Consider the following 24208-nt stretch of genomic DNA (forward strand, 5'->3'; position numbering starts at 1 on the left):
GACCAGAAAGCGATCATCTCTTCAAAGGAAAGGTGACCGAAACCGATATCGCGGAGATAAAACTAGTTCTGCACGAATGCCGCCGGCATGAGATTTGCGCGGGCCGAGTAATGTGGCTGTCCGACGACATGCGATATCACCAGCGCGTAGACCAGAATAGAACCGATGACGATGGCAATGCCGTTCACGGGCAGGTTCTTCTTCGACGCCGCGCAGGGCGGGATATCCGGGACATTCGCGCGAGAAGGTCGTCTCCCAGATGTTTCCGCCGTCGTGAAGGGAAGCATCAACTCCTTTTCTATGCGGGCCTGCGCATCGATTTGCTTGCCATATCTCGTCGTGGGCCTGAACTGGATGACTTCGCCCATTTTTCACGCGGTCCCTTTTGCCGCTTGCGGCTATTGGCCATTATTCTCCTGGTTATCGTCAGTATCGCATAGTCGACGCGCACGATGACCTTTTCAGGTCGCTGCTCGCCGTGCGGAACAATCATGCTGAACCTGCAACCGAGATTCCGACGACGCATGTTGCGATCCTGATCATGGGTAAGGTATACTCCAACAGAACCATGGAAGCGACATCGTTGCGCAAAAAAGCCAGCCTCTTTGCGCCATCCTTTCGCAATGCGTGATTAAATCGCCTTGCCGCCTGACGATGGAAAAGATCGGCATGCTGCGCGTGGAAGATGGGGATTTTGACGACATCACCGTGCCGGAAGGACATATCCTGCGGCCGTATGTGCTCTACCGCATCGATCATCCTGTCAGCCTGAGCCCCTGATCGGCACCCGCTGCACAAAAGCGGGCGCCGAAAGACTGGGCTTAGCGAAGCTCGATAATAGCGCAGCCATAGGCCTCGAGCGACAGAGCGCCGGATACCGACTTGCCGTCATCGAGAAGATTGATCCCGGCCGGGACTTCACTCAGCTCAGCGCGCTGATCGAGGTAATTCTGCAGGAAGAGCAGCCGCCGGTCGTCGTTCTGGCGCATCGTCACCTCGACTCCCTCGGGCAGATCGCCGACGAGCGGCCCGATACCGGCTTCCGCAAAGGTCCTGTCGGCCAGGGCATCGGTCAGCTCCAGCGTCAGATAGGTGCCGAGATAGAGCACCCTGCCCTTGCCGACCCGACGCAAGCTCGCCATCGGCTGGCCTTCGGCATAACGGTTCGACCATGTCGCCACGACCTCGACATCGTCGGCGACCGTCAGGTTCTCATAGAAATGAGCCGCATCGATCTCACGATTGCCGAAGGTGAAGCGACGAACGCGCCGATGGGATTCCGCCGGGCGATTAGGCGGGATGACCAGGCCGCCCGACCGGGACATGACGTCGAAAAGACCCTTGGCACCGGGCGCTGCCAGCCGGCCGAAATCCTCCACCTTGACGCCCGTCAGCCGTGTCAGCGACGAACCCGGTGCTGTCTCACGGATGACATGGTTGTTTTCGTCGCGCGTGCCGGTGCGCGCGCCGATGACGACCGTGCCGCCATCTCGGGCAAAGGCTTCGAGCCGCCCGGTCCAGCCGTCTTTCCACATTACCCAATGCGGCACATAGAGCAGCTTCAGCCGAGAGAGATCATCCTCCGGGTGAATGAAGCCGCAGGCAATGCCGCGGTCATAGCAATATTGATGCAACTGAATTGCATCGTCCTGCGGGCTGGGCAGGCCGATCGAATAGGTCTTGTGCGCCTCCTGATTGTCGAAATCCGAGCCGGCGATGCCGACATCCATGCGCACATGGGTTCCGAGGATCTTGTCCTTGAGAGCGGTCATCTCGGTCGCGAAGCGTTTTGCCTCGTCGTAACGGTGGCGCGGCACATCATCGTGGTCGATGAGGCCCATCCAGTAGATTTCCGCGCCGAAATGCGCAGGCCGCCAGCGGAAGAACAGCAGGCCATCGGCGCCGCGCGCAACCGACGACATGGCCATGCGCCGCATTTCGCCAGGCTCCGGCGTCAGCGTGCAGAAACCGGGCTGGCTTCCGAAGCCGGATTGCTGTTCAGGAACGATGTAATTGCCGGAGAATCCGCGGCAGATATCGAGGTGGAGCGCCTGCACCTTGGCGTGGTTGCCGATGCGCTGAAACTCATCGTAGAGCATCGGATAGATGTCATAGCCGACGAAATCGAGATCGGTGGAGAACTGGCCGCGGAAGTCGATATCGCGAAGGCCGCCGAGATTGTGGAAGATGAACCATTCCGCCTTGGTGGCGCGCAGGATTTCCACCTGATCGTGCTGGAAACGCGCCGTCGCGAAGGCGAGGAAGCGGTGATAGTCCTGCACATGTCCTGGGCTCGGGAAGGTCGGGCCGAACTCGATGGGAAGCACGACCTGACCGAAATCGTCATAGGCCGTCGCCCAGAAATCGCCGCCCCAGGCGAAATTGAGCTTGTCGATCGTCCCGTATTTATCGGCGAGAAAGGCCTGGAACTCCGAAAGTGTCGCCGGGGAGAAGGATTCCGGCATGCTGGTATTCAGCTCGTTGTCGGTCTGCCAGCCAATGACATGCGGATTGTCCCGATAGTGCTCCGCCATCGCCTTGGTAATGCGCTTGCTGTGCTCGCGGAACACCGGGCTTGCGGTATCGGCATGCTGGCGCGAGCCATGGCTCATCGTCCGGCCGTTGCCATCGACGCGAAGGATTTCGGGATGGGCGGCCGTCAGCCAGCGCGGCGGCGTCGCCGTCGGGGTGCACACGATGGTGTCGATGCCATGACGCGCCAGCACGGCGATTGCACGGTCGAAAAGATCGAAATCGAAGGTGCCGAGCTTTGGCTCGAAGAGATGCCATGCGAACTCACCGAGACGCGCGACATTGAAGCCGGCCTCGGCCATGCGCTTGGCATCGCGCTCCCAATAGCTCTCGTCGACATGTTCCGGATAATGCGGCGCGCCCACAAGAAACCTGTCGGTCTTGATGGTCCGCCATACGGAAAGGTCGTTCTTACTGCTCTTCACTGACACGGTATCAGGCTCCTGAACTGTTATTTGTCGAGAATTGGCTTGCGGACGGTGATGGTCCGCTCGTCCTGGGTGGAAAACAGGTAGATCTCGCGCGGGTCGATGCTGAGGCTGACCGATGCATCGGCATTGATGCCGGCGACATGGCCAACCTGCACGGTGATGTTGCCGGTGCCGCTTTCGGAACTGACACATTGCAGCTCGCCGGCATCGATATAGAGGATGGTCTCGCGACCCAGATGCTCGACAAGACCGACACGGCCGGCAATCGCCGCACCGGCCGGCCGAGCATCCGCGACCGCGATATTCTCCGGCCGGATACCGAGCGTCAGCTTTGCACCCTTCTCGACCGACGAACCGGCCGCCAATTCGACGGCTACGGGCGCCAGACCCGGGGCGGAAACCGTAGCCGAATTTCCTGTGACCTGATCGACCGTGACGGGAAAGAAGTTCATCCGCGGCGCGCCAAGGAAGCCGGCAACGAAGAGGTTGGTCGGGTTGCGATAGAGCTCCAGCGGCGAGCCCACCTGCTCGATGAGGCCGCGATTGAGAACGACGATGCGGCTCGCCATCGTCATGGCTTCGACCTGATCGTGGGTCACATAGACCATGGTCGCTCCGAGTTCGGCATGCAAGCCGCTCAACTCGACACGCATCTGCGTGCGAAGTGCCGCATCCAGATTGGACAGCGGTTCGTCGAACAGGAAGACATCCGGCGAGCGGGTGATGGCGCGGCCGATCGCGACACGCTGGCGCTGGCCGCCGGAAAGCTGTTTCGGCCGCTTGTCGAGCTGATCGGTTATCCTGAGGATCTTCGCGGCGCGTGCCACGGCGGCATCGATCTCCGCCTTCGGCCTTTTTGCCATGCGCAGACCGAAACCCATATTCTCGGCGACCGTCATATGCGGGTAGAGCGCGTAGGACTGGAACACCATGGCGATGCCGCGATCGCCGGGCTCGGCCGTGCTGACATCGCGGCCGTTGATCATGATCTGGCCGGAAGAGATCGTTTCCAGCCCGGCGATCGACTTCAGCAGCGTGGACTTGCCGCAGCCTGATGGTCCGACCATGACGATGAATTCACCCTGCTCGACCGAGAGATCGATGCCGCGCAGCGCATGATAGGCGCCGTAATTCTTGTTGACGTGACGAAGTTCGAGACTGGTCATGCTTCAGGGCTCTCAAGGAATGGATTGGCATGAGGAACGGCGGCGGGGATGGCGGACAGATCGCTCATCCCTTCACCGCGCCCATGGTGAGACCGGCGATGAAATGCCGTTGCATGAGGAAGAACATCACGACCGGAGGCACCGCGACGACGATCGTGCCGGCAGAAATCAGGTTCCAGGCCGAAACCCATTCGCCGCGCAGATTGGCAAGCCCAGCCGTCACCGGCTTCACCGTATCGCTGACCGTCAGCACCACGGCCCAGAAATAGTCGTTCCAGACGAAGGTGAAGATCAGGATGGCGAGGGCGGCCAGTGCCGGCCGCACCAGGGGTACCACCACGTGAATGAGCGTCTGGAAGGGCGTCGCGCCCTCCGCCCTCGCCGCCTGGAACAACTCGTCCGGCAGAGCGGCAATGAAATTGCGCATGAATAGCGTCGCAAAGCCCGTCTGGAAGGCGATGTGGAAAATGACCAGCGCTGCCGTGGTGTCGTAGAGGCCGATACGCACCATCAGGTCGCGCACGGGGATCATCATGATCTGATAGGGCAGGAAATTGCCGCCGACGAACAGGGCGAAAACCAGCATGTTGCCGCGAAAGCGATAGCGCGCCAGGACGAAGCCGGCGAGCGTGCTCAGGATCAGCACGCCGATGACGGCGGGTATGGTGATCGTCAGGCTATTGAGGAAATAGCGCGCCATCGGTGTCTGGGTGAAGACGGAGGTGTAATTATCCACCAGGCCGAATTGCGTCGGCCAGCCCCAGAGATTGCCGCCCATCACATCCTGCGTCGAGCGGAACGACGTCAGGATGATGGCAAAGAGCGGGCACAGCCAGAGGATCAGGATGGCGAGCACGGCGATGAAATAGAAGCGGCGACGCCAGATGGCATCTTCAGGGATCGGGCGCGGATACATCAGGCCCCTCTTTCTTCGATGCGAACGATGCGCGTGAGATACCAGACGATGAACACCGCCATGATCACGAACAGGACCGAGGCGATCGCCGCGCCATAGCCGAAGCGATAGGAGAAGATCGACTGTTCGAACATCTGGTAGGCCAGCACTTCGGAGGAGCCGAAGGGGCCGCCCTGCGTCATGACCGAGACCATGTCGAAGGATCGAAGCGCGCCGACGACGGTGACCGCAATGGCGATGAAGGTGACCTGTGTCAGCTGCGGCAGGACGATATGGCGCAACATGTTCCAGCCTCTTGCACCGTCGACCCGTCCGGCTCCGATCAACTCCTCGCTGAGGCTGTTGAGACCGGCGAGATAGAGCACCATGCAGAAGGCGATCTGCGGCCAGAGCGCTGCGATGACGATCGCAAAGGTGACGAAGTGCTCGTCGGAGAGAACCGCCGGCGCGGCCGCGCCGAAAAAGCCGAAGATCAGGGCGAGCAATCCGAGTTGCGGTGTATAGACCCAGGTAAAGACGACGCCGACAGCGACCGAGGCGAGCACCAGCGGAATGAAGAAGAGCGACTTCATCAGCCGCATGCCGCGGATCTTCTGATTGACGAGCAGTGCGATCGCCAGCCCGATGGGCGGCGCCGCCATGAACATGACCAGCCAGATCACATTGTTCTTCAGCGAGACGTAGAATTGCGGGTCGTTGAACAGCTCGACATAATTGCCGAAGCCGATCCAGACCATCGGGCTGAAGCCGTCCCAATCGTGCAAGCTGATCCAGAGGCTTTCCACAGCCGACCACAGGATCACGACGGAGAAGAGAACGGCCGCGGGCAAAATCAGCAAAGTCGGGGTGAGCCACCAGCGATGGCGGCGCCAGAACGTCATCATTTTGTTCTCTTTCGGTATGGGGAGGCGGAGCAACGGCCCCGCCTCCCGGTCGCTGGGAGGAAGGCTAGATCTTGTAGATACGCTTACGCGTACCCTCGAGCCGCTGCAGAATGGCGTTGCGCCGTTCGGGCTTTGCCATGAATTCCTGGAAGCCGACGAGCCCGGCCTGGGCCATGTCGGGATCGCTGTCGCGGTCGTAATATTGCGATGTGCCCTGCACCGTCTTCAGCGCCTCGACTGCGGCATTGACCAGCGGGTCCTTGCTTGGCGGCAGGTCGTTGCGCGGCGGCACGTTGCCGCCGGGTACCAGATAAGGGCCGAGATTTTCGGGGCGATAGAAATAGGCGAGGAACTCGCGCGCGCCCTGCTTGTTCTTGGCATTGGCCGGGATATGCACCGAATTCAGCGAAAATTCCTCGAAACGGCCGACCTTCGGATCGATCGTCGGGAAGGGCGCGAATGCGAGCTGATCGAGATCCTCCTTCGGAAAGGTGGAGCGCACGAAAGCGCCGAGATTCATCATGCCCGCCTTCTTCTGCGACAGCAGAGCACCCGCCTCCTGCCAGCCGAACGAGGTGTTGTTCGGCGTGAAGAAATCCTGCTTGATCAGGGTCTCCCAATTGTCGAATACCGGCTTCAGCGCCGGGTCGAGATAGCTCATCTCGCCATTCATCAGCGCCATGTGCTTGTCGAGACCGTTGATGCGCAGGTTCATCTGGTCGAACCAACCGGCCGCCGGCCACAATTCCTTTGTGCCCATGGCGATCGGCGTCAGGTTGGCGCTCTTGCACTTGGCGCCGAAAGCCAGGAAATCATCCCAACTCGTCGGAACCGTCGCTCCAAGCTGACTAAAGACATCCTTGCGGTAGAACATGCCCCAAAGCGTGCCGCCGGTCGGCAGCCCATACTGCTTGCCGTCGACGGTAACTGAGCCCGCGGCCGGGCCGAGCACGTCCTTGTATTTCTCCTTTTCGAAGAGATCGGAGATATCATCGAACAGGCCGCGCTTGACGAAGGCGCGCATGCGGTTTCCCGAAAACCAGAAGCAGATATCGGGCGCGCCGGCGACCAGATAGTTGCGGATCGCCGTTTTGTGCGCCTCGTGATCCATGTTGTTGACCACGACCTTGACGCCGGCCTGCTTGCCGAAATCGTCGGCGATCTTGCGCAGGATCGCCAATGCATCGGCGTTGTTTTCGTCCGAAATGATGTTGACGTCCTGGGCCTGCGCGATGGCGGGCATCGGAAAACCGGTGAGCGCTGCGACGGACGCCGCCCCTGCACCCTTCAAAAAGACACGCCGGCTCGCCGGCCTTCCAAGCAAATTGAAAGTCATTTGAAACTCCTCCCGTTGTGACGTCCACCCTCACCCCTGCTCAGCCAGCCGTACGAACACGCGGCGGGCGCCCCTCCTGCCCTCCCACGCACGGTCGCAACAAACCTGCCGCGGCAATGCATTTGCATCGCCCGGAACTTTCGGTTCGAGAAACCTTGTCCTATTGCTGACTTCTTCGTGCTTGCGCACGAGCCGGATGTTGATCGACGGGTGAAGTTATGCATAAGTCTGAAACGGACGCAATAATTAATTTACAAAATTAAGAAAGAGAAATCGTGAAACTGAAAGGCGACCAGAGCACGTCGCGAGCCCTGAACCGGCGGCTCATCCTGAACCTTCTGAGGCAGGAGGGGCCGAAAAGCCGCGCCGAAATAGCGACGATCACCGGTCTTAGCCCGGCCGCCGTCACCTTCGTCATTGCCGATCTGATCGAGGAAGGACACGTCACCGAAGGCAAGGCGGTGGCCGGGCTTTCGGGCCGGCGGCCCATACCCGTCGAGATCAACTACACCAACGGGTTGGCGATCGGCTTCAAGCTGATGGTCGGCTCCGTGGAATGCGTCGTGACCGATCTGGCAACCAACCCGCTTGCCTCCTGTCGACTGACCCTTATCGATAACGAGCCGGAGAATGTAGCGAAGACGCTGGCCGAAGCCGTGCCCATGCTCGTTGAAGCCGCAGGGCGCCCGCAAGCGCGACTGGCAGGAGTCGGTATTTCCGTGCCCGGTGTCATCGACAACGGTCAGGCCATCTGCGTGCGCAGCTTTCGTTTCAAATGGAACAACGTGCCCCTCGCATCGATGGTGGCGCAAAGGGTCAAGGTGCCCGTCTGGCTCGAGGACGATACGAACGCCTATGCCATCGCCCAACAGCTTTTCGGCCTCGGGCGGCAATATCGCGATATGGCCGTCCTCGCCATCGGTGTCGGCATCAGCTGCGCGCTGATCGTCGATGGAAAGCTCTACCGGGGTGCCCATGGCGCGGCCGGTAAATTCGGCCACACCTTGCATGAGGAGAACGGGCGGCTTTGCGAATGCGGCAAGCGCGGTTGCCTGATGGCCTATTATTCGGAGCCTGCCATGCTGCGCACCTGGCGCGAGGCGACCAGGCGTGACGACAGCCAAAACCTCTCCGATATGCTGGAGGCCGCCAGAGCCGGCGATGCAGAGGTCAGCAGGATCCTTGGCGAGGCAGGTGCCGGGATCGGCAAGGCGCTTGCCAACCTCGTCAACATCACCGACCCTGAGGTGATCGTTGTTGGAGGCGAGGCGGTTTCATTCGGCGATGCTCTTTTCGACCCTCTGAAATCAAGCATGGCTGCCCGCACCTTTTTTGCCTCACCACCGCTGCTGCCCGATTGGGAAGACAATTCCTGGGCACGTGGTGCAGCCGCCCTCGTCACCCAGAAATTCTTCGACTTCGAGACATCCGGCGGGACGATGGGGAGCAGTGACGCTGACACGACCACGTCGGCGGCATAGAAAACGGTGATCGCCGCCATGCTTGCTGGCAACAGAAAGCGAGCACGCACCCCCAACGGTTCGGTCTTGCATCGCCAGCCCTTTCACGCGACAAACGCCAGATGAGCGCCCCTACAGTCCATCCCTTCGCCTTCGACCCCACCTACGGCATGCAGCTAAAGCAGTTGCTGGCCATCATGCCGCCGGAGGCGCCTGTTGGTTTCGACGATTTCTGGCGGAAGCGCTACAGCGCGGCAATTGCCGTCGATCCGCAACCGAAGCTTCGCCGCAGTAAATTGCGCCATGACAACTGGCACGTCTTCAACGTCAGCTACACATCGACAGGCTCGTTTCAAATCAACGGCTGGCTTCTCATTCCCCGCCAAGGCCAGGTGCGGCGCGGCCTTGTCGTCGGACATGGCTATGGCGGGAGAGACCAGCCCGATCTTGATCTGCCGCTGGAGGAGACAGCGGTGCTGTTCCCCTGTTTCCGCGGCCTGTCCCTCAGTGCCTGCCCGCAACTTCCACCGGATGCGGCCGAACACGTCCTCAGCGGTATCGAAAATCGCGATACCTATGTCATCGGCGGCTGCGTCGAAGATCTCTGGCTCGCCGTATCGACACTTGAGACACTCTATCCCTGGATTGCCGGTCAAATCGGCTACAGCGGCATCAGCTTCGGCGGCGGCATCGGGGCTCTGGCAATTCCCTTCGATGCGCGCATCGACAGCGGCCATCTGGTCGTCCCGACCTTCGGGCATCGGCAGCTTTGGCTGACGCTGCCAACGGTCGGCAGCGCCCAGTCCGTCCAGGCCTATCAGGAGAAGCATGGAAGCGTGTTCGAGACTTTGCGTTTCTTCGATGCAGCAATCGCTGCAAGCCGCATCAACGTGCCGATGCTCGTAGCCCCTGCCCTTTTCGATCCCGCCGTGGCGCCGCCCTGCCAGTTCGCCGTCGCAAATGCGCTACAGAAATTTAACGAAATATTCATTCTGGATGCCGGCCATTTCGACTATGCTGGCATGGACGAGCAGAATGCACGTCTGCGTGACAAGGTGGGGCGACTTTTCAAGGTGTCATGAACCGGGAATATCTGCGCTGGTACAGCCCACGGCTGGATCGAGACATGGAGCTGCTGGTCTTCGGCCATGCCGGCGCCAAAGTGCTGATGTTTCCCACGAGGGATGGACGTTTCTGGCAATATGAGCAGATCGGGATCGTTGCCAGCCTTGCGGAAAAATTGAACGCCGGACATCTGCAGCTCTACTGCATCGAAGGGCTCGCCATGGAAACCTTCTATGGTTCCCATCGGCATCCGGCCGAGCGCATCCGCCGGCATGGGGCATACGAGGACTATATACTCAACGAAGTTCTGCCGCTTATGGCGCAAAAGAACCCGCATGAATGCACCATCGTCCATGGCTGCAGCCTCGGCGCCTTCCAGGCTGCCAGCCTGGTCTTCCGCTACCCTCACCTCTTCCGCAAGCTCGTCGCTTTTTCCGGTCGTTATGACCTGACGATGCAAATCGAATCCTTCGGCGATCTGTTCGACGGCTATTATGACGACGACATCTACTTTCATACGCCGACGCATTTCCTGCCGGGGCTGAATTGTGATTGGCAGCTGGAAAAGCTGCGACAGGTCGATATCGTCTTGACGATCGGCGATGCCGATCCTTTCCTGGACAACAATCGCCATTTGAGCCGGCTTCTGGCTGACAAGCAGGTCAGCCATCGATTGCATGTTTGGGACGGACGCGCGCACCGTGCCGGCGCGTGGCGCCGGATGGCACCGCTCTACATTTGAGCACGGCCCCCCAAGGCTTGATCAGCAATTGCTGTGAATGAACCTAGATCAGACCAACGGGGATGGGTCTGATCACCTTGCGCGCGCCATAGTCACGCTCATGCGATTTGCGGTGCTGTTGCTCGTGGCTTGTGGAGAAGTCGATAAGAATGCGCTCCACCATGCCATCCGGATAGGTTCCGGTGTCGTCGGTCTCTACCTCCGACTGTGCAGTGACGATCTTCAAATTCATCTCGATTCCTCCGGCTTGGCACGGAAACCCTTGATTCCATGGTTTGTTCCACTAGTATCCGCACAATTGTTAAAAAATTAACTACGTCCGTTAATCAAATCGGGCGCTGCGGTATCGAACTTGAACGGCTCGCCGGATTGGAACATTGTTGCAATCTTGGCGTTCAATCTCCAACTGGATTGGAGGGCTTGATGTATCGATCCAAATCGCCCAGCACACGGCGCCGGTTGCAGCCGCCAATGCAATTCTCATCGACTTCGACCTCTTTCGGTTCCAGATCCTGTTAGGGATTCCGGCCGCGCCTTTGCATGCCTTCGATCAATCACTGTCAAATCGGCGGATAGACTGGAGCAGATCATGGCCATTCTCATAACATCGATCATTCTGGCGCTTATCGGGCTCGCGCTCGGCGGCGGCGGGCTTTGGCTTGTGCTGCTCGGCGGCAGCTTCTTCTACCTTCTCGCCGGCATCGCCTTTCTCGCGACGGCGATTTTGCTCTCCATGCGCAAGGTGGCCGCGCTCTGGCTCTATGCGATTTTCGTAATCGCCGCGCTTGGCTGGGCCATATGGGAGGTGGGGTTCGACTGGTGGCAGCTCGGTCCGCGCGGCGGACTGATCATCCTGATCGGACTATGGCTGCTGACACCATGGATCCGGCGCCCACTGGGGTTTCGCAGCCTTGATGGTGTCCACTATGGGGCCAATCCCTGGCCGCTCGCGATACCCCTGATCATCGCCGTTCTCATTGCAGTTTATTCCATGACGACCGACCCTCACGACCTCTCAGGCGATCTGCCGACGACGGTTGTGGCGAACGCTCCCGTGGGAGGCAATGTGCCGAATGGCGAATGGCATCAATATGGCCGCACATCTTTCGGCCAGCGCTATTCGCCGCTCGACCAGATCAATGCGCGGAATGTCGCCACCCTCAAGGAAGTGTGGCGTTACCAGACCGGCGACGTGAAACGCCCGGACGATATTGGCGAGACAACCTATCAGGTCACGCCGCTCAAGGTCGGCGACACGCTGTTCCTGTGCACGCCGCACAGCCTGGCGATTGCGATCGATGCCAAGGACGGCAAGGAAAAATGGCGTTACGATGCGAATGCCGGGATGAACCCCAATCGTCAGCATCAGACCTGCCGCGGCGTCTCCTACTATCACGACAAGACCGTCACCGCCGGAGCGCCTTGCGCCGACCGCGTCTACCTGCCGACCTCCGACGCCCGGCTGATCGCCCTTGACGCAGCCAATGGCAAGGTCTGCCCGAGCTTCGCCGATCAGGGCACGCTCCATCTCGAAACCGGCATGAAATACAATCCGGCCGGTTACTACTATTCCACATCGCCGCCCGTCATCGTCGCAGACAAGATCATCATCGGCGGCGCGGTCAACGACAACTATTCGACGCAGGAGCAATCCGGCGTCATCCGCGCCTTCGACGCCAGGACCGGCGCACTGCTCTGGAACTGGGATTCGGGCAACCCCGACCAAACGGCACCCCTGCCCGCCGGGCAGACCTATACCACCAATTCGCCGAACAGCTGGTCGATCTCCAGTGCCGATGAAGCGCTCGGCATGGTCTATATCCCGCTTGGCAACCAAACGCCCGATCAGCTGGGCATGGGACGCAGCGCCAATGTCGAGCGCTTCTCCTCATCGATGGTCGCGCTGGACATCAACACGGGCCAGCTCAAATGGGTGCAACAATTCGTCCATCACGATCTCTGGGACATGGACGTACCGGCGCAGCCCGTGCTCTTCGACCTGACAAAGGCCGATGGCTCCGTGATCCCCGCGCTCGTCGCCTCGACCAAACAGGGCGATCTATACGTCCTCGATCGTCGCACTGGCGCTGCGATCATTCCCTTTAAGGAAATCCCCGCGCCTGGCGGCACCATTCCGGAGGATCACGCCTCTCCAACGCAGCCGATCTCGGATCTGACCTTTTCGCCGCCTCCATTGCAGGAAAAGGATATGTGGGGCGTCTCGCTGTTCGATCAGCTTGCCTGCCGCATTTCCTTCCATCGACATCAGTATGAAGGTCGATACACGCCCCCGTCGCTGCGTGGCTCCATCATCTATCCCGGCAATTTCGGCACTTTCAACTGGGGCAGCGTCGCCGTCGACCCGGAACGCCAAATCATGTTCGGCATGCCGACGTACCTGGCCTTCACGTCGCGGCTCGTGCCGCGCGCCGAGATCCCGCCGAAGGGAGCGGGGGACAAGGGCAGCGAGCAGGGCTTGAACCGCAACGAAGGCTCTCCTTACGGCGTCTATATGGGGCCGTTTCTCGGGCCACTCGGCATTCCCTGCCAGGCGCCGCCCTGGGGCTACGTCGCCGGCGTCGACCTGAAGACCGGCAAGATCGCCTACAAGCACAAGAACGGCACCATCTACGACATGACGCCGCTGCCGCTGCCCATCAAGGTCGGCGTTCCCGGTATCGGCGGACCGATCGTCACCAAGGGCGGCGTTGCTTTCCTGGCTGCGGCCGTGGACGATTATCTGCGGGCCTACGACGTGACAAGCGGCAAGCAGCTCTGGCAGGCGCGCCTGCCGGCGGGCGGCCAGGCAACGCCGATGACCTACACCGCCAGCGACAATAAACAATATGTCGTCATGGTGGCCGGTGGTCATGGCTCCGTCGGCACCAAGCCGGGCGACTACGTCATCGGCTACACCCTGCCATGAGTTGACCTTGAAACGGGCGGGCCTGCTCGCCCCCTTTCACCTGAAGCTTGCAGTCAGTTCTTCGAAGAGCGGACGCGGCTCGACGTGCCATTGCCTTCGGAACTCGCAGGGGGCTCCTCCCATCCGAAGACGCTACGGCCGCCATAGGACGAAGATCTGTCGAATTCGCCGGCGATGATCTCCTTGAGATCGGGTCCGGTGACATATCGCTCCAGAACTCGGGACTGATCGTCCAGGCGCTTCAGCGCAGCCAGTTCTTCGTCGCGCCCAAGACGCCCCTTCTTCACCGCGGATTTCATCACGCTGATCGTCTCGTCATAGACCTTCAACGGAACTGGAAAAGGATGCCGATCCTTGCCGCCATGGGCGAGCGAAAAGCGTGCCGGATCGGAGAAGCGGCACGGTGCGCCATGAACGACTTCGGCGACCATCGCCAATGCCTTCACCGTCCGTGCGCCAACGCCAGGCGTCAACAGCAGCTCCTCGAAATCCACTGGACCGCGATCGGCAGCCGCCGCGAGATTTCCATGCAAACGCCGCATGTTCACATCCTCCTGGCGCACGTCGTGATGTGCGGGCATGATGAGATGCGGCAACATCGGTTGCGCATCGTGTTTTCTACTTGCTGGAGCTTGTCCTTCCAGCGCATTGAATTCACGGATAATTTTATCTGGACCCAGTGAAGTGAGGAGATCCAGTTGCCCATTGCGGGAGCGCTCGGCGCGACGATCGGCAAGATTGATGATCTCACCCTGCTCCCTTCCCTCGATTGCCGCATGGGGAGAATCGAGAAAGCTCGTTAGCCCTTCGGACAGCCAGTGATACCGGCGCGCCTGGCGCCGATCGCCGTTCATTCCCTGCTGGACAACAACCCATTTGCCGTCGTCCGCCACGATGAACCCGTGCAGATAGAGATCAAAGCCATCCTGCAAGGCCGCACTATCGACTTTTGCAATCAATCGGCTGGTGGTGGCAAGCGATGTGCCGTCGATGCCCACGCGATCGCCGATATCAACCAATTCACCCGGCGTCTTCCGTGAATGCGAGCCGCGGCCGCCGCAGACATGGATCCCAAGCTCGCCGGAAAGCGGTGTCAGGCCGCGTTTCAACGCGCCGAGGACGCTGGTCGTGATGCCGGAGGAATGCCAGTCCATGCCCATGACAGCGCCGAAGGACTGGAACCAGAAGGGATTGGCGAGCCGGCGGAACAACTCATCGCGTCCGTAATGCTGCACGATCGCCTCGGTGATCACGGCGCCCAGGCGCGTCATCCGGTCTCCCAGCCAGCGCGGCACGCGGCCGCCATGCAAGGGAAGATCAGCCTTTCCAGTTCTGTGTGCCAAGTTCATCACCCACGATCTTCGGAAAGCTGAATGTAGTGCGAACGGCCGATTTGCGCCATCCGCACCGTCTTTTATCGAGCCCCACCGGATCCGGGACCGCCTTGCCCGACGAGCGTCAATCGTGGGCGGGATCTTCCCCTGATTATTGACAGTCAGATGGCACTCAAGAGCGATTGCGCAGCAGATAGGAGCGCATTGCCGTAATGCCTTCATCGATATTGGAGCGGCCGAAACCTATGCGGAATCGATCGTTCGGCGTCGAGTTGAGATCCGAGCGGTAAAGGCTGGCGGGCAACAGCAGCACGCCGGACCGTTCCACCAGATCATGCGCAAAATTCTCCACGCCGTCCGTCCCCTTGTAGCGCGGATAGCAGACGCAGCCGCCATCGGGCGTGTACCAATCGAACAGATCCTCGAACTCGGCAAACAGCGCCTTCAACTTTACCAGATTGGAGGCGATCAGCCGGTTGTTGCGGTCGAGGATCTTGTCGGCATTGAGCAAGGCGATTTTCGCCAGGCTTTCGCTCGGGCCGGCATTGCAGATGGAGAGATAGTGTTTCATCCGCTCCATCTTCGAAATCACCCCGTGATCGCGGCAGGCGATCCAGCCGATGCGCAGGCCCGGCAGTCCATAGGCTTTCGACATCACGCCCAGCGACAGGCCCCGCTCATAGGCGTCGGCCGCCGCCGGCAATACCGGTTTGCCTTCAACGGTCAGGCCGCGATAGACTTCGTCGCTGAAGAGCCAGATGCCATGCCGGCGGCAGAGATCCACCAGCGCATCGAACCGCTCCCTTTCAAGGACCTTGCCTGTGGGATTGTGCGGGAAATTGATCGAAATCAGCTTGGTATTCGGCCGGATTGCCGCGCTGACCGCGTCGATATCGAGCGACCAGCCGTCATGCGGATCAAGCGCCACGGCAGAGACGTCGCAGATGCTCAACGGTATCGTTTCGGACGATTGGTAATTGGGTGTCACGACGATCGCATGGTCGCCCTTTTCGAGAAGCGCATGCATGGCGATGTAGATGCCCTCCTCCGCTCCGGCGAAGCAAAGGATATCCGCTCGCTGCATCTGCAGATGCAGGCCGGCGATGATGTCGCGCAGTGCCGGATCACCGAAGGTCTCCGTATAGCCAAGCCATAGGTTCTCATGAGTTTGTCGCTGCTCCGGCGTCGCCATATCAAGCAGCTCCGCCATCGTCATACTCTGCGCGTCGGAGGCGGTCATGTGATAGCGCGCGCTGAACTCCCACCTCGAAAAATAGGTCTCGAGCTTGAAATCTGGCAGCAGCGGCATGGTGCATTTCTCCCACATCTATGGTGACCGGTACCGGTTGGCACCAACTCCCTACGGCCGCAAAACTAGAAGCGAGTTGACAAATTGTCAAATACAGAGTTTTTGTCTATTCCCTTAGCTGGAGTGCAGCGATGCCAGGAAAGACAGCCTCGAACATGCATGGATCGACTGCAAGCGAGGACATTATGGTCTTCGCGCCCATTGCCGAGGCGGTGGCGACCTTGCTCAAGCCACATGCAGAAGTCGTCATCCACGATCTGAGAACGCAGACGATCGCCTATATCGCCAACAACCTGTCGCGGCGCGAAGTCGGCGGCTCGTCGCTTGCAGAGTTGAAAGATATTGGGTCTTTGGGCGCAGATGTCATCGGTCCTTATCGGAAGACGAATTTCGACGGGCGCCAACTCAAGTCCATCACCTCAGTGCTGCGGAACACGGCCGGCGAGCCGTTCGGACTGCTATGCATCAATTTCGATATAGCACCGATCGAAGCGGCACGGGACGCGCTGAACCTCCTGGCGGCATTTCAGGGTGCCGGGGCGCAGCCATCCGCGCTTTTCCGCGCCGATTGGCAGGAGACGGTCAATGCCGCGATCGCGGATTTTCTCGGTGAACGGGGGCTGGCCGCCTCCGCACTCGCCAGGGAAGACCACGCCGCCCTCGTCGAGATGCTGGAACAGGAGGGCTACTTTTCCATCCGCAATCTGGTCCCCTATCTCGCCCGGTTGCTCGGCATTTCACGGGCAACCGTCTACAAGCATCTGCGCGAGGCTCGACAAAAGAAGCTGCAGACGACGAACGCCTGAGGCGCCTGTGGCGCTCGGTGGCCGAACGGTGATGGCGAACTCAGGCCGATGCGGAGATTGGAGCAAAATCGCTCATCGCGCCGGAAAAGGACTTCGGTAGGGGCGAGGCATAGGAGCTGCGTTTGCTGGTTGAGAGGCCGAGTGAAACGAGCGCTTCGGCCTGTTTGACCGCCGCGGCCACGCCGTCCACCACCGGGACGCCGTAGATCTCCTGCAATTCCCGCGCAAGATCCGTCATGCCGGCACAGCCGAGCACGATCGCCTCCGCACCGTCATCGGTGAGCGCGCGTTCGATTTCCGCCCGTAATTTTCCGATCGCGCCGGAAGACGCATTCTCAAGTTCCAGAACCGGGATATCGGAAGCGCGCACCCTGGCGCGACCACCCATGCCATAACGCTGGACGAGGTTATCGATCAGGATCCGCGACCGCTCCAGCGTGGTCACCACGCTGAATCGTTGCGCCAGGAAAGCAGCCGTTGCGACGGCCGATTCGCAGAGCCCGACAACCGGAACATCGCAAAACATGCGTGCCGCCTCGAGGCCGGTATCATCGAAACAGCAGATGATCGCGGCATCGTAGCCTGCGGCCTGCCGTTCCTTCAGTTCGCGCAGCAGGCCGGGCACGGCAAGGGCTCCATCATAATAGCCTTCGATGGAGGCCGGCCCCATCTGCGAGGTGGCGGCGATGATTTCGGTGCCAGAGGCTGCGACCGCGCGGGCCGCTATCGCCGCCTTTTCGGTCATGGAGGCGGTCGTATTCGGATTGATAAGCAATAGGCGCATGATCTCAGCTCTTCTTGGCCTGACGGCGGCCAAGCATGGTCATAATTGCGAGCGCCAGGAGAATGATGGTGAAGGAGAAGAGCGTCGTCACCGTTCCGAGCGCATAGAGCACCGGCGTCGTGACGTTCGTCGTCATCCCGTAGATTTCGAGGGGCAAAGTGTTGTAGGTGCCCGACGTCATCAAAGTACGGGCGAATTCGTCATAGGACAGCGTGAAGCCGAACAGGCCGACGCCGATCAGGCTCGGCGCGATCATCGGCAGCACGACATGGCGGAAGGTCTGCCACGACGTGGCGCCCAGGTCCCGCGCAGCTTCTTCATATGCTGGCGAGAAGCGGTTGAAGACGGCGAACATGATCAGCACGCCGAAGGGCAAGGTCCAGGTCAGATGCGCGCCGAAGGCCGAGGAATACCAGGCGGGGGCAAGACCGCCCTGCTGGAAGACCACGCCGATGCCGAGCGAGATGATGATCGACGGCACCACGAGGCTCGCGACCGTGGCATAGAACAGAAATGTCGATCCGCGGAACCGGCGGCGAAAAGCAAGGCCTGCCAACAGCGAGACGACGACGGTCACGATCATCACCATGATGCCGAGGATCAGGGATCGCTGGAACGAGGCGCCGAAATCGCCGACCGCCTGCTTCTCGAAGAGATTGGCGAACCAATGCAGCGACACCCCGTTCAACGGAAAGGTCAGGCCGCCATCGGGCCCCTGGAAGGACAGGATGACGATCGCCGACAGCGGGCCGTAAAGGAACAGCACGAAAATGGTGAAGAAGATCGCCAGGACATAAAATTCCAGGCTGCGCTTTTCGTGGTTCATCTCAAAGCTCCTTGCGGATATCGACGATGCGCAGGATGGCGGCAACCATCAGCAGCACGACGACGAGTAGGACCACGGCATTGGCGGCCGCAGCCGGATATTGCAGCAGCGACATCTGGTTCTTCATCATCAGGGCGATGGACGCGCTCTGGCCGCCGGACATCACCTGCACGGTCGAAAAATCCGCCATGACGAGGGTGACGACGAAGATGCTGCCGATCGCCATGCCAGGCTTGGCAAGCGGGATCACCACGTTCCACAGCACCTGCCATCCGCTGGCTCCGGCGTCGCGAGCGGCCTCGAACAGCGAGCGATCGATGCGCATCAGCGTGTTGAAGATCGGCGTCACCATGAACAGCGTATAGAGGTGCACCATGGCCAGCACGACGGCGAAATCCGAATAGAGCAGCCATTCGATCGGCTTCGGTATGAGGCCCAGCTCGATCAACGTCGAATTGACCAGCCCGTTGCGCCCGAGCACCGGGATCCACGAGATCATGCGGATGATGTTCGATGTCATGAACGGCACGGTGCAGACGAGAAAGAGGATCATCTGGGTCGATGTGCGGCGGATGTGGAAAGCGAGGAAATACGCGACCCAGAAGCCGATGAATAGTGTCAGGCCCCAGACAATGACGGTGAATTTCAATGTGTTGAGGTAGGTTTTCCAAGTAACCCATGAACCTAGCGTGTCGGTGTAGTTCGTGGTCAGGAAGGCGGGATAGAGGCCGGCGAAATCATAGTCCCAGAAACTGACCACGCCGATCATCGCGATCGGCAACAGGAAGAAGAAGCCGAGGATCAGAAAGAGCGGCGTTGCCTGGAGATAGGAAACGAGCCCCAGGGGCACGCGAAAGCTGCGCCCTGATTTTACTGTTGCTTGGTCCGTTTCTGATGAAGCGATCGTCGCCATGGCCCGGTTTCTCCGTTAGCGGCTTCCTCCCCCCAACTTGGGCGGGGAGAGGATTTGATGGGTAGAGGCGGTACCGATTAGGCCGCGATGAATTCGTTCCAGCGGCGGACCATGTAGCGGTCTTCGTCCATGACCGAGTTCCAGCAAGCAACCGCACCCATGCGGGCCTCGAAGGAACCGCCGTCGCGAACGGCGCCGGCCTTCTCCATGACCTTGCCTTCCGGAGACAGAATATCGCCCTGCGCCGGCTTGCCTTCGATCCAGTAGCCCCATTCGTCGGCCGACATGAAGCCCTTGGCGGTTTCCATGCAGGCGGAATAGTAGCCCTGGCGGTTGAGGTAGCCGCCGACCCAGCCGGACGTGTACCAGTTGATGTATTCATAGGCGGCGTCGAGCTGCGCGCCCTTCAGATGCGAGGCGAGGCCGAGACCGCCGCCCCAGGCGCGATAGCCTTCCTTGAGCGGCTGGAAGGTGCAGGCGATGCCCTTCGAGCGAACGGCAGCGACAGCCGGCGACCACATCGACTGGATGACGACTTCGCCTGAGGCCATCAGGTTGACGCTTTCGTCGAAGGACTTCCAGAACGCGCGGAACTGGCCTTCACCCTTGGTTTTGATCAGGAAATCGATCGTCTTGTCGATTTCCGCCTTCGTCATGTTGCCCTTGTTGGCATATTTGATCTTGCCGGCGGCTTCCATGATCATTGCGGCATCCATGATGCCGATCGACGGGATGTTGAGGATGGCGGTCTTGCCCTTGAAGGCCGGGTCGAGAATGTCGGCCCAGCTGGTGATCGGACGGCCTGTCAAGTCGGGACGAATGCCGAGCGTGTCGGCGTTATAGATGGTCGGAACCATCGTCATCCACTGCGTCGGCTCCTTGGCGAATTTCTTGGAACCCTGGCCTTCGACGAAGCCGACCGTGTGCGGCGCCGTGCCCTGAGCGATGACGCTGTCCGGCTTCAGCTTGCCGTTGATAAAGAGCGGTACGATCTTGTCGTAATATTTCAGCTTCTTGACATCCATCGGCTGCAGGACGCCGACCGGGAACACCTTCTTGGCGATCCAGTATTCGATGTCGGCGATGTCGTAGCTGTTCGGCTGCGTGACGGCGCGCTGGGCAGCAGCGTCGGAATCGGTCGCGGTCATCTCCAGCGTGATGCCGAGATCAGCCTTGCACTTCTCGGCGATGGCATTGATGTTCGAAACGCCGGTGCCGAACTGGCGCAGCGTGATGTTCGACTGCGCCCAGATGGTCGGAAAGCCGGTGATGAGGCCGGAGCCTGCGATGGCGCCGGCGGCAGCCGCGCCGGTCTTCAGCAATGAACGGCGGGAAATGCCCTTTGCTGCCTTGGTAGTCTTCGTTTCAGTGGTCATGTCAGTTCCCCTTTTGTGATGCTCAGGATTCATGCGGAAATGCGACCGAGGAGGATGGCATCCTCCATGCCCCAACTCAGAGAGACGGCATCGCCGACCGATAGGAATTTGGCGGCGCTATCGTCGTTGCTTGCGATAACGGTGAAATCGTCGCTGCCGGCGCCGATGACGGTGATCTTCACCGTCGCGCCGCGGTATTCGATGTTGGAGACGACGCCATTGAAGCCGAGGCCCTTTTCGGCGGATTGCGAAAGGCGGACGCGATCGGTGCGGATACCGAAGTCGACCGGCTCTCCGACCTGGCGACCGGCGCCCCGCACGGAAAAGCTTTGTCCTTCCGGCGCGGTCATGGTGATGATGCCGTCATCGCTCGCCGTCACCCGGCCGGACAGCACATTGTGGTCGCCCATGAAGCGCGCAACGAAGGCAGTCGCGGGACGCTCGAAAACCTCTCGCGGCGAAGCCGCCTGCTCGATGCGACCGTCGTTCATGATGACCATGATGTCGGCAAGCGCCATCGCCTCTTCCTGGCTGTGCGTGACATGGACGAAGGTGATGCCCAGCGTCTTCTGCAGCTTTTTCAGCTCGGCGCGCATGCGAATCTTCAGGAACGGATCGAGCGCCGACAAGGGCTCGTCCAGCAGCAACGCCTCGGGATCGGTGATCAGGGCGCGAGCGAGCGCCACGCGCTGTTGCTGGCCGCCCGAAAGCTGAGCCGGACGGCGGGTCGCATAGGCTTCCATCTGCATGAGCTTCAGCATTTCGAGCGCCTTGGCGCGACGCTCCTCCTTGGCGACACCTTTCATCTTCAGGCTGAAGGCGACGTTGTCGATGAGATCGAGATGCGGAAACAGCGCGTAGGACTGGAACATCATCGCCGTGCCGCGCTTGGCAGGCGGAAAATCGGTGACGACGATATTTCCCAGCCGGACATCGCCCGACGAAATGCTTTCATGCCCCGCGATCATGCGCAGGGTCGATGTCTTGCCGCAGCCGGACGGGCCGAGAAAGCAGCAATAAGACCCTGCCGGTATTTTGAGGCTGATCGCATGCACCGCCGTCGTCGTACCGTAGACCTTCGAAACGGACGCTATATCTATCTCTGCCGCTTTCGACATCATCTTCCCCTTTTGTCTGGGAAAGACAGTGCATCAATCGTGCCAGTTTTGCTGCGCCGCACTAACTGTTTGCGATCTTTGTATTTTTATAGAGATCTAAAATAAACACCCTTCACGAGGCAATCGACCGTCTGCACATGAAATAGGCTATTGTCCTCGATAAGTGCAGATAATTGTATACGATTTGACTTTATTTATGCATCAAATTCCGTTTAACTTTTGCAGCAAACCACGATATCATTTCTCCGATAATCAGGTATGCGATTTCATGAATTCTCAAGCAGACGCGCTGCAGGCGCCCGGCGACTCCACGGAAAACGGTGCACAACAGATCCGCGATGCCCTTCGCGAGGCAATCGTCGAGCGCAGACTCTCGCCCGGTACGAAACTATCCGAGAGCGATGTGGGCAGCCTGTTCAATGTCAGCCGCACACTGGCGCGCGCCGCCCTGCAGGCTCTTTCCTATGAGGGTCTCGTCAGCGTCGAGAAGAACAGAGGTGCCTTTGTCGCGTACCCTTCCCCCGATGAGGCCAGACAGATCTTCGCGGCTCGCCGTCTGGTGGAGCCCGGCATTCTCAAATCTGCGGCCGAACGTATCACGCCGGCTCAGCTCAAGCACCTGAGGCAGCTCCTCATGGAAGAAGGGCGGCTGATGAGCGAGCGTGGTCAATCCGCTCGTCGCGCCGAGATCAAGGCATCAGGCGATTTCCATCTGATGCTGGCTTCGATTTCCGGCAACCTCATCATGCAGCGTTTCATGGAAGAGCTGGTCGCGCGCTCCTCGCTGGTGATCGCACTCTACGGCCAGTCGAGCGCCTCGAGCTGTGGCCATGCTGAACATGGCGACATCATCACCGCGCTCGAGCGCAAGGATATCGATACGGCCTGTCATCTGATGCTTCATCATATCGCGCATATCGAAGCCGATCTCGATCTGCGCGAGCGCAAGAGTTTTGGCCTGAAGGAAGCCTTCGAGCGCTAAGGGGTCGCCCATATCGGAGCGGCATCCGAACGATTGAGTTTCAGCAGTGAAGGAGAAAGATTTGAGCGCGATCGAGACGCTTTTTACCCGAGCCAAGCTCGCCGACGGCGCGATAAAGGACATCGGCGTTACTGACGGACGCATCGTTTCGATCGAGCCGGCAGGATCGGCAGTCACAGCGGGCGAGATCGTCGAACTCGAAGGCGCGTTGGTCGTTCCCGGTTTTGTCGAGGGACATATCCATCTCGATACAAGTTTTTATGGCGACGCCTGGATACCGCACAAGCCCTGCACCAATGGCTTCGACGTCCACGAACGCGTCGCATTTCAGGCTGAGAACATGGCGCAGGCAGCGCCCATGGACGTGCGGGCGAGGAACCAGCTCGACCTCTGCATCGCCAATGGCAGCACGCATATGCGCAGCCATGTCATGGTCGACGGCTCCGTTGGGCTGAAATCGCTCGAAACCGTGCTCGCCGTGCGTGAGGAATATCGCGGACTGATCGATATCCAGCTTGTCGCCTTCCCGCAAAGCGGCATTCTGAAGAGCCCCGGCACGCCGCAACTCATGGACGAAGCGGTCGCGATGGGTGCCGACCTCGTCGGCGGCCTTGATCCGGCAAGCTTCGACCGCGATGTCGAGAAGCATCTCGACGTCGTTTTCGGTATTGCCGAAAAGCATGGCGTCGATGTCGATATTCACCTCCATGATGGCGGCACGCTCGGCCTGTTCACCATCGAGCAGATCTGCGCCCGCACGCACGCCCTTTCCATGGGCGGACATGTCGCCGTCAGCCATGCCTATGGCCTCGGTGATCTCTCAAGCGAGGCGGCAAAGCGCGCCGCTACTCTCATTGCCGAGAGCGGCGTTTCCATCATGACCAATGCGCCGGGCAATCACGCCTTCCCGCCAGTCGCCGTACTTCGCGCAGCAGGCGTTACCGTCTTCAGCGGCAGCGACAACATTCGTGACTCCTGGTGGCCCTATGGCGATGGCGATATGCTCGGACGCGCGATGATGATCGGCTATCGCTCCGGCTTCTATACCGATGACGAGCTGAGAGCCGCCTTCGACATCGTTACCGAAAGCGGTGCCAAGGCGCTGCGCCTTGAAGACTATGGCTTGCGCGTCGGCGCGAAAGCCGATTTTGTGACGTTGAAGGCCGAGCATGTGCCCGAGGCGGTCGTCGCGGTTCCGAAAGGGCGTTGCGTTTACAAGGCCGGCAAGCTCGTCGCCAGAGACGGTGCCGTCCTGCGGAACTGACAAAGCACCGGCATTCAGCTTGCGAAAATAAGGTAGCC

The 24208-nt window shown here is 60.1% G+C and carries 22 protein-coding genes; 8 read left to right on the forward strand and 14 right to left on the reverse strand.

The window, feature by feature from the left end; translation table 11 throughout:
• Window positions 1–62 precede the first annotated feature (62 nt).
• Entirely contained in the window at window positions 63–368 is a 306-nt protein-coding gene (locus FHT29_RS17005) for a hypothetical protein (RefSeq protein ID WP_113102284.1), read from the reverse strand.
• 286 nt (window positions 369–654) lie between these two features.
• Here FHT29_RS17005 and FHT29_RS34940 point away from each other — a divergent pair, with 286 nt between their 5' ends.
• The gene (locus tag FHT29_RS34940; protein WP_281408373.1) at window positions 655–780 is read left to right on the forward strand and encodes a hypothetical protein; all 126 of its coding nucleotides are present in this window, start codon (window positions 655–657) and stop codon (window positions 778–780) included.
• 41 nt (window positions 781–821) lie between these two features.
• Here FHT29_RS34940 and FHT29_RS17015 read toward each other — a convergent pair whose 3' ends face one another.
• The 5 genes from FHT29_RS17015 to FHT29_RS17035 all read right to left on the reverse strand — a co-directional run bounded on the left by FHT29_RS17015 (window position 822) and on the right by FHT29_RS17035 (window position 7265).
• Window positions 822–2963, reverse strand: coding sequence for a beta-galactosidase (locus tag FHT29_RS17015; RefSeq protein WP_348644867.1), 2142 nt, complete (start codon window positions 2961–2963; stop codon window positions 822–824).
• A 20-nt stretch (window positions 2964–2983) separates the two neighbouring features.
• Window positions 2984–4129 carry an ABC transporter ATP-binding protein gene (locus FHT29_RS17020; protein ID WP_168599900.1) on the reverse strand — a complete coding sequence of 382 codons (1146 nt, stop codon included), beginning with the start codon at window positions 4127–4129 and terminating at the stop codon, window positions 2984–2986.
• Window positions 4130–4193: 64 nt separating this feature from the next.
• Window positions 4194–5045 carry a carbohydrate ABC transporter permease gene (locus FHT29_RS17025; RefSeq protein ID WP_034510640.1) on the reverse strand — a complete coding sequence of 284 codons (852 nt, stop codon included), beginning with the start codon at window positions 5043–5045 and terminating at the stop codon, window positions 4194–4196.
• Window positions 5045–5929, reverse strand: coding sequence for a sugar ABC transporter permease (locus tag FHT29_RS17030; RefSeq protein WP_168599901.1), 885 nt, complete (start codon window positions 5927–5929; stop codon window positions 5045–5047). Before FHT29_RS17030 ends, FHT29_RS17025 begins: the two co-directional genes overlap by 1 nt.
• Before the next feature lie 64 nt (window positions 5930–5993).
• A complete protein-coding gene (locus FHT29_RS17035) occupies window positions 5994–7265 on the reverse strand; it encodes an ABC transporter substrate-binding protein (RefSeq protein WP_168599902.1) in 1272 nt (423 codons plus the stop codon).
• 275 nt (window positions 7266–7540) lie between these two features.
• Between FHT29_RS17035 and FHT29_RS17040 the strand changes: the two genes are divergently transcribed.
• From FHT29_RS17040 to FHT29_RS17050, 3 genes are all read left to right on the forward strand, one after another.
• Window positions 7541–8746 carry an ROK family transcriptional regulator gene (locus tag FHT29_RS17040; RefSeq protein WP_047560136.1) on the forward strand — a complete coding sequence of 402 codons (1206 nt, stop codon included), beginning with the start codon at window positions 7541–7543 and terminating at the stop codon, window positions 8744–8746.
• Window positions 8747–8847: 101 nt separating this feature from the next.
• On the forward strand, window positions 8848–9807 hold the full coding sequence (locus tag FHT29_RS17045) for an acetylxylan esterase (protein ID WP_037197512.1): 960 nt from the start codon (window positions 8848–8850) through the stop codon (window positions 9805–9807).
• Window positions 9804–10532, forward strand: coding sequence for an alpha/beta hydrolase-fold protein (locus tag FHT29_RS17050; protein ID WP_037197511.1), 729 nt, complete (start codon window positions 9804–9806; stop codon window positions 10530–10532). The genes FHT29_RS17045 and FHT29_RS17050 overlap by 4 nt, the downstream gene beginning before the upstream one ends.
• Before the next feature lie 43 nt (window positions 10533–10575).
• On the opposite strand, the gene FHT29_RS17055 is transcribed toward FHT29_RS17050, so the two are convergent.
• Window positions 10576–10764, reverse strand: coding sequence for a hypothetical protein (locus FHT29_RS17055; RefSeq protein WP_037197510.1), 189 nt, complete (start codon window positions 10762–10764; stop codon window positions 10576–10578).
• Between the two features lie 357 nt (window positions 10765–11121).
• Here FHT29_RS17055 and FHT29_RS17060 point away from each other — a divergent pair, with 357 nt between their 5' ends.
• Window positions 11122–13458, forward strand: a complete 2337-nt coding sequence (locus tag FHT29_RS17060) for a glucose/quinate/shikimate family membrane-bound PQQ-dependent dehydrogenase (RefSeq protein WP_037197509.1) — start codon at window positions 11122–11124, stop codon at window positions 13456–13458.
• Window positions 13459–13511: 53 nt separating this feature from the next.
• Here FHT29_RS17060 and FHT29_RS17065 read toward each other — a convergent pair whose 3' ends face one another.
• Together FHT29_RS17065 and FHT29_RS17070 are read right to left on the reverse strand one after the other, a co-directional pair.
• The gene (locus FHT29_RS17065) at window positions 13512–14801 is read right to left on the reverse strand and encodes a DUF763 domain-containing protein (RefSeq protein ID WP_051963589.1); all 1290 of its coding nucleotides are present in this window, start codon (window positions 14799–14801) and stop codon (window positions 13512–13514) included.
• Window positions 14802–14964: 163 nt separating this feature from the next.
• Window positions 14965–16101 carry an aminotransferase class I/II-fold pyridoxal phosphate-dependent enzyme gene (locus FHT29_RS17070; RefSeq protein WP_168599903.1) on the reverse strand — a complete coding sequence of 379 codons (1137 nt, stop codon included), beginning with the start codon at window positions 16099–16101 and terminating at the stop codon, window positions 14965–14967.
• A 131-nt stretch (window positions 16102–16232) separates the two neighbouring features.
• Between FHT29_RS17070 and FHT29_RS17075 the strand changes: the two genes are divergently transcribed.
• Window positions 16233–16907 (forward strand): PAS domain-containing protein, encoded by a 675-nt coding sequence (locus FHT29_RS17075; protein WP_081938739.1) that lies wholly within the window; start codon window positions 16233–16235, stop codon window positions 16905–16907.
• A gap of 40 nt (window positions 16908–16947) precedes the next feature.
• On the opposite strand, the gene FHT29_RS17080 is transcribed toward FHT29_RS17075, so the two are convergent.
• The 5 genes from FHT29_RS17080 to FHT29_RS17100 all read right to left on the reverse strand — a co-directional run bounded on the left by FHT29_RS17080 (window position 16948) and on the right by FHT29_RS17100 (window position 21924).
• Window positions 16948–17691 carry an aspartate/glutamate racemase family protein gene (locus tag FHT29_RS17080; protein WP_047560145.1) on the reverse strand — a complete coding sequence of 248 codons (744 nt, stop codon included), beginning with the start codon at window positions 17689–17691 and terminating at the stop codon, window positions 16948–16950.
• Between the two features lie 4 nt (window positions 17692–17695).
• A complete protein-coding gene (locus tag FHT29_RS17085; protein WP_047560148.1) occupies window positions 17696–18517 on the reverse strand; it encodes an ABC transporter permease in 822 nt (273 codons plus the stop codon).
• A gap of 1 nt (window position 18518) precedes the next feature.
• Window positions 18519–19430 carry an ABC transporter permease gene (locus FHT29_RS17090; protein ID WP_168599904.1) on the reverse strand — a complete coding sequence of 304 codons (912 nt, stop codon included), beginning with the start codon at window positions 19428–19430 and terminating at the stop codon, window positions 18519–18521.
• Window positions 19431–19507: 77 nt separating this feature from the next.
• On the reverse strand, window positions 19508–20806 hold the full coding sequence (locus FHT29_RS17095) for a PotD/PotF family extracellular solute-binding protein (RefSeq protein ID WP_037197500.1): 1299 nt from the start codon (window positions 20804–20806) through the stop codon (window positions 19508–19510).
• A 29-nt stretch (window positions 20807–20835) separates the two neighbouring features.
• Window positions 20836–21924 (reverse strand): ABC transporter ATP-binding protein, encoded by a 1089-nt coding sequence (locus FHT29_RS17100; protein WP_037197499.1) that lies wholly within the window; start codon window positions 21922–21924, stop codon window positions 20836–20838.
• A 268-nt stretch (window positions 21925–22192) separates the two neighbouring features.
• Here FHT29_RS17100 and FHT29_RS17105 point away from each other — a divergent pair, with 268 nt between their 5' ends.
• On the forward strand, window positions 22193–22906 hold the full coding sequence (locus FHT29_RS17105; RefSeq protein ID WP_047560154.1) for a GntR family transcriptional regulator: 714 nt from the start codon (window positions 22193–22195) through the stop codon (window positions 22904–22906).
• A gap of 61 nt (window positions 22907–22967) precedes the next feature.
• Window positions 22968–24170: an amidohydrolase family protein gene (locus FHT29_RS17110; RefSeq protein WP_047560281.1), complete on the forward strand. Its 1203-nt coding sequence runs from the start codon at window positions 22968–22970 to the stop codon at window positions 24168–24170.
• The last annotated feature ends 38 nt before the right edge of the window (window positions 24171–24208 follow it).

Source organism: Rhizobium sp. SG741, from assembly GCF_012275435.1.
GTDB classification, from domain to species: domain Bacteria; phylum Pseudomonadota; class Alphaproteobacteria; order Rhizobiales; family Rhizobiaceae; genus Rhizobium; species Rhizobium lusitanum.

Bases quoted from the DNA above. Each gene is read 5' to 3' on its own strand.
- FHT29_RS17020 (WP_168599900.1), bottom strand. From the start codon at position 4,129: ATGACCAGTCTCGAACTTCGTCACGTCAACAAGAATTACGGCGCCTAT.
- FHT29_RS17050 (WP_037197511.1), top strand. From the start codon at position 9,804: ATGAACCGGGAATATCTGCGCTGGTACAGCCCACGGCTGGATCGAGAC.
- FHT29_RS17070 (WP_168599903.1), bottom strand. From the start codon at position 16,101: ATGCCGCTGCTGCCAGATTTCAAGCTCGAGACCTATTTTTCGAGGTGG.
- FHT29_RS17105 (WP_047560154.1), top strand. From the start codon at position 22,193: ATGAATTCTCAAGCAGACGCGCTGCAGGCGCCCGGCGACTCCACGGAA.
- FHT29_RS17085 (WP_047560148.1), bottom strand. From the start codon at position 18,517: ATGAACCACGAAAAGCGCAGCCTGGAATTTTATGTCCTGGCGATCTTC.
- FHT29_RS34940 (WP_281408373.1), top strand. From the start codon at position 655: ATGGAAAAGATCGGCATGCTGCGCGTGGAAGATGGGGATTTTGACGAC.
- FHT29_RS17035 (WP_168599902.1), bottom strand. From the start codon at position 7,265: ATGACTTTCAATTTGCTTGGAAGGCCGGCGAGCCGGCGTGTCTTTTTG.
- FHT29_RS17075 (WP_081938739.1), top strand. From the start codon at position 16,233: ATGCCAGGAAAGACAGCCTCGAACATGCATGGATCGACTGCAAGCGAG.
- FHT29_RS17055 (WP_037197510.1), bottom strand. From the start codon at position 10,764: ATGAATTTGAAGATCGTCACTGCACAGTCGGAGGTAGAGACCGACGAC.
- FHT29_RS17100 (WP_037197499.1), bottom strand. From the start codon at position 21,924: ATGTCGAAAGCGGCAGAGATAGATATAGCGTCCGTTTCGAAGGTCTAC.
- FHT29_RS17045 (WP_037197512.1), top strand. From the start codon at position 8,848: ATGAGCGCCCCTACAGTCCATCCCTTCGCCTTCGACCCCACCTACGGC.
- FHT29_RS17090 (WP_168599904.1), bottom strand. From the start codon at position 19,430: ATGGCGACGATCGCTTCATCAGAAACGGACCAAGCAACAGTAAAATCA.
- FHT29_RS17095 (WP_037197500.1), bottom strand. From the start codon at position 20,806: ATGACCACTGAAACGAAGACTACCAAGGCAGCAAAGGGCATTTCCCGC.
- FHT29_RS17080 (WP_047560145.1), bottom strand. From the start codon at position 17,691: ATGCGCCTATTGCTTATCAATCCGAATACGACCGCCTCCATGACCGAA.
- FHT29_RS17005 (WP_113102284.1), bottom strand. From the start codon at position 368: ATGGGCGAAGTCATCCAGTTCAGGCCCACGACGAGATATGGCAAGCAA.
- FHT29_RS17025 (WP_034510640.1), bottom strand. From the start codon at position 5,045: ATGTATCCGCGCCCGATCCCTGAAGATGCCATCTGGCGTCGCCGCTTC.
- FHT29_RS17030 (WP_168599901.1), bottom strand. From the start codon at position 5,929: ATGATGACGTTCTGGCGCCGCCATCGCTGGTGGCTCACCCCGACTTTG.
- FHT29_RS17060 (WP_037197509.1), top strand. From the start codon at position 11,122: ATGGCCATTCTCATAACATCGATCATTCTGGCGCTTATCGGGCTCGCG.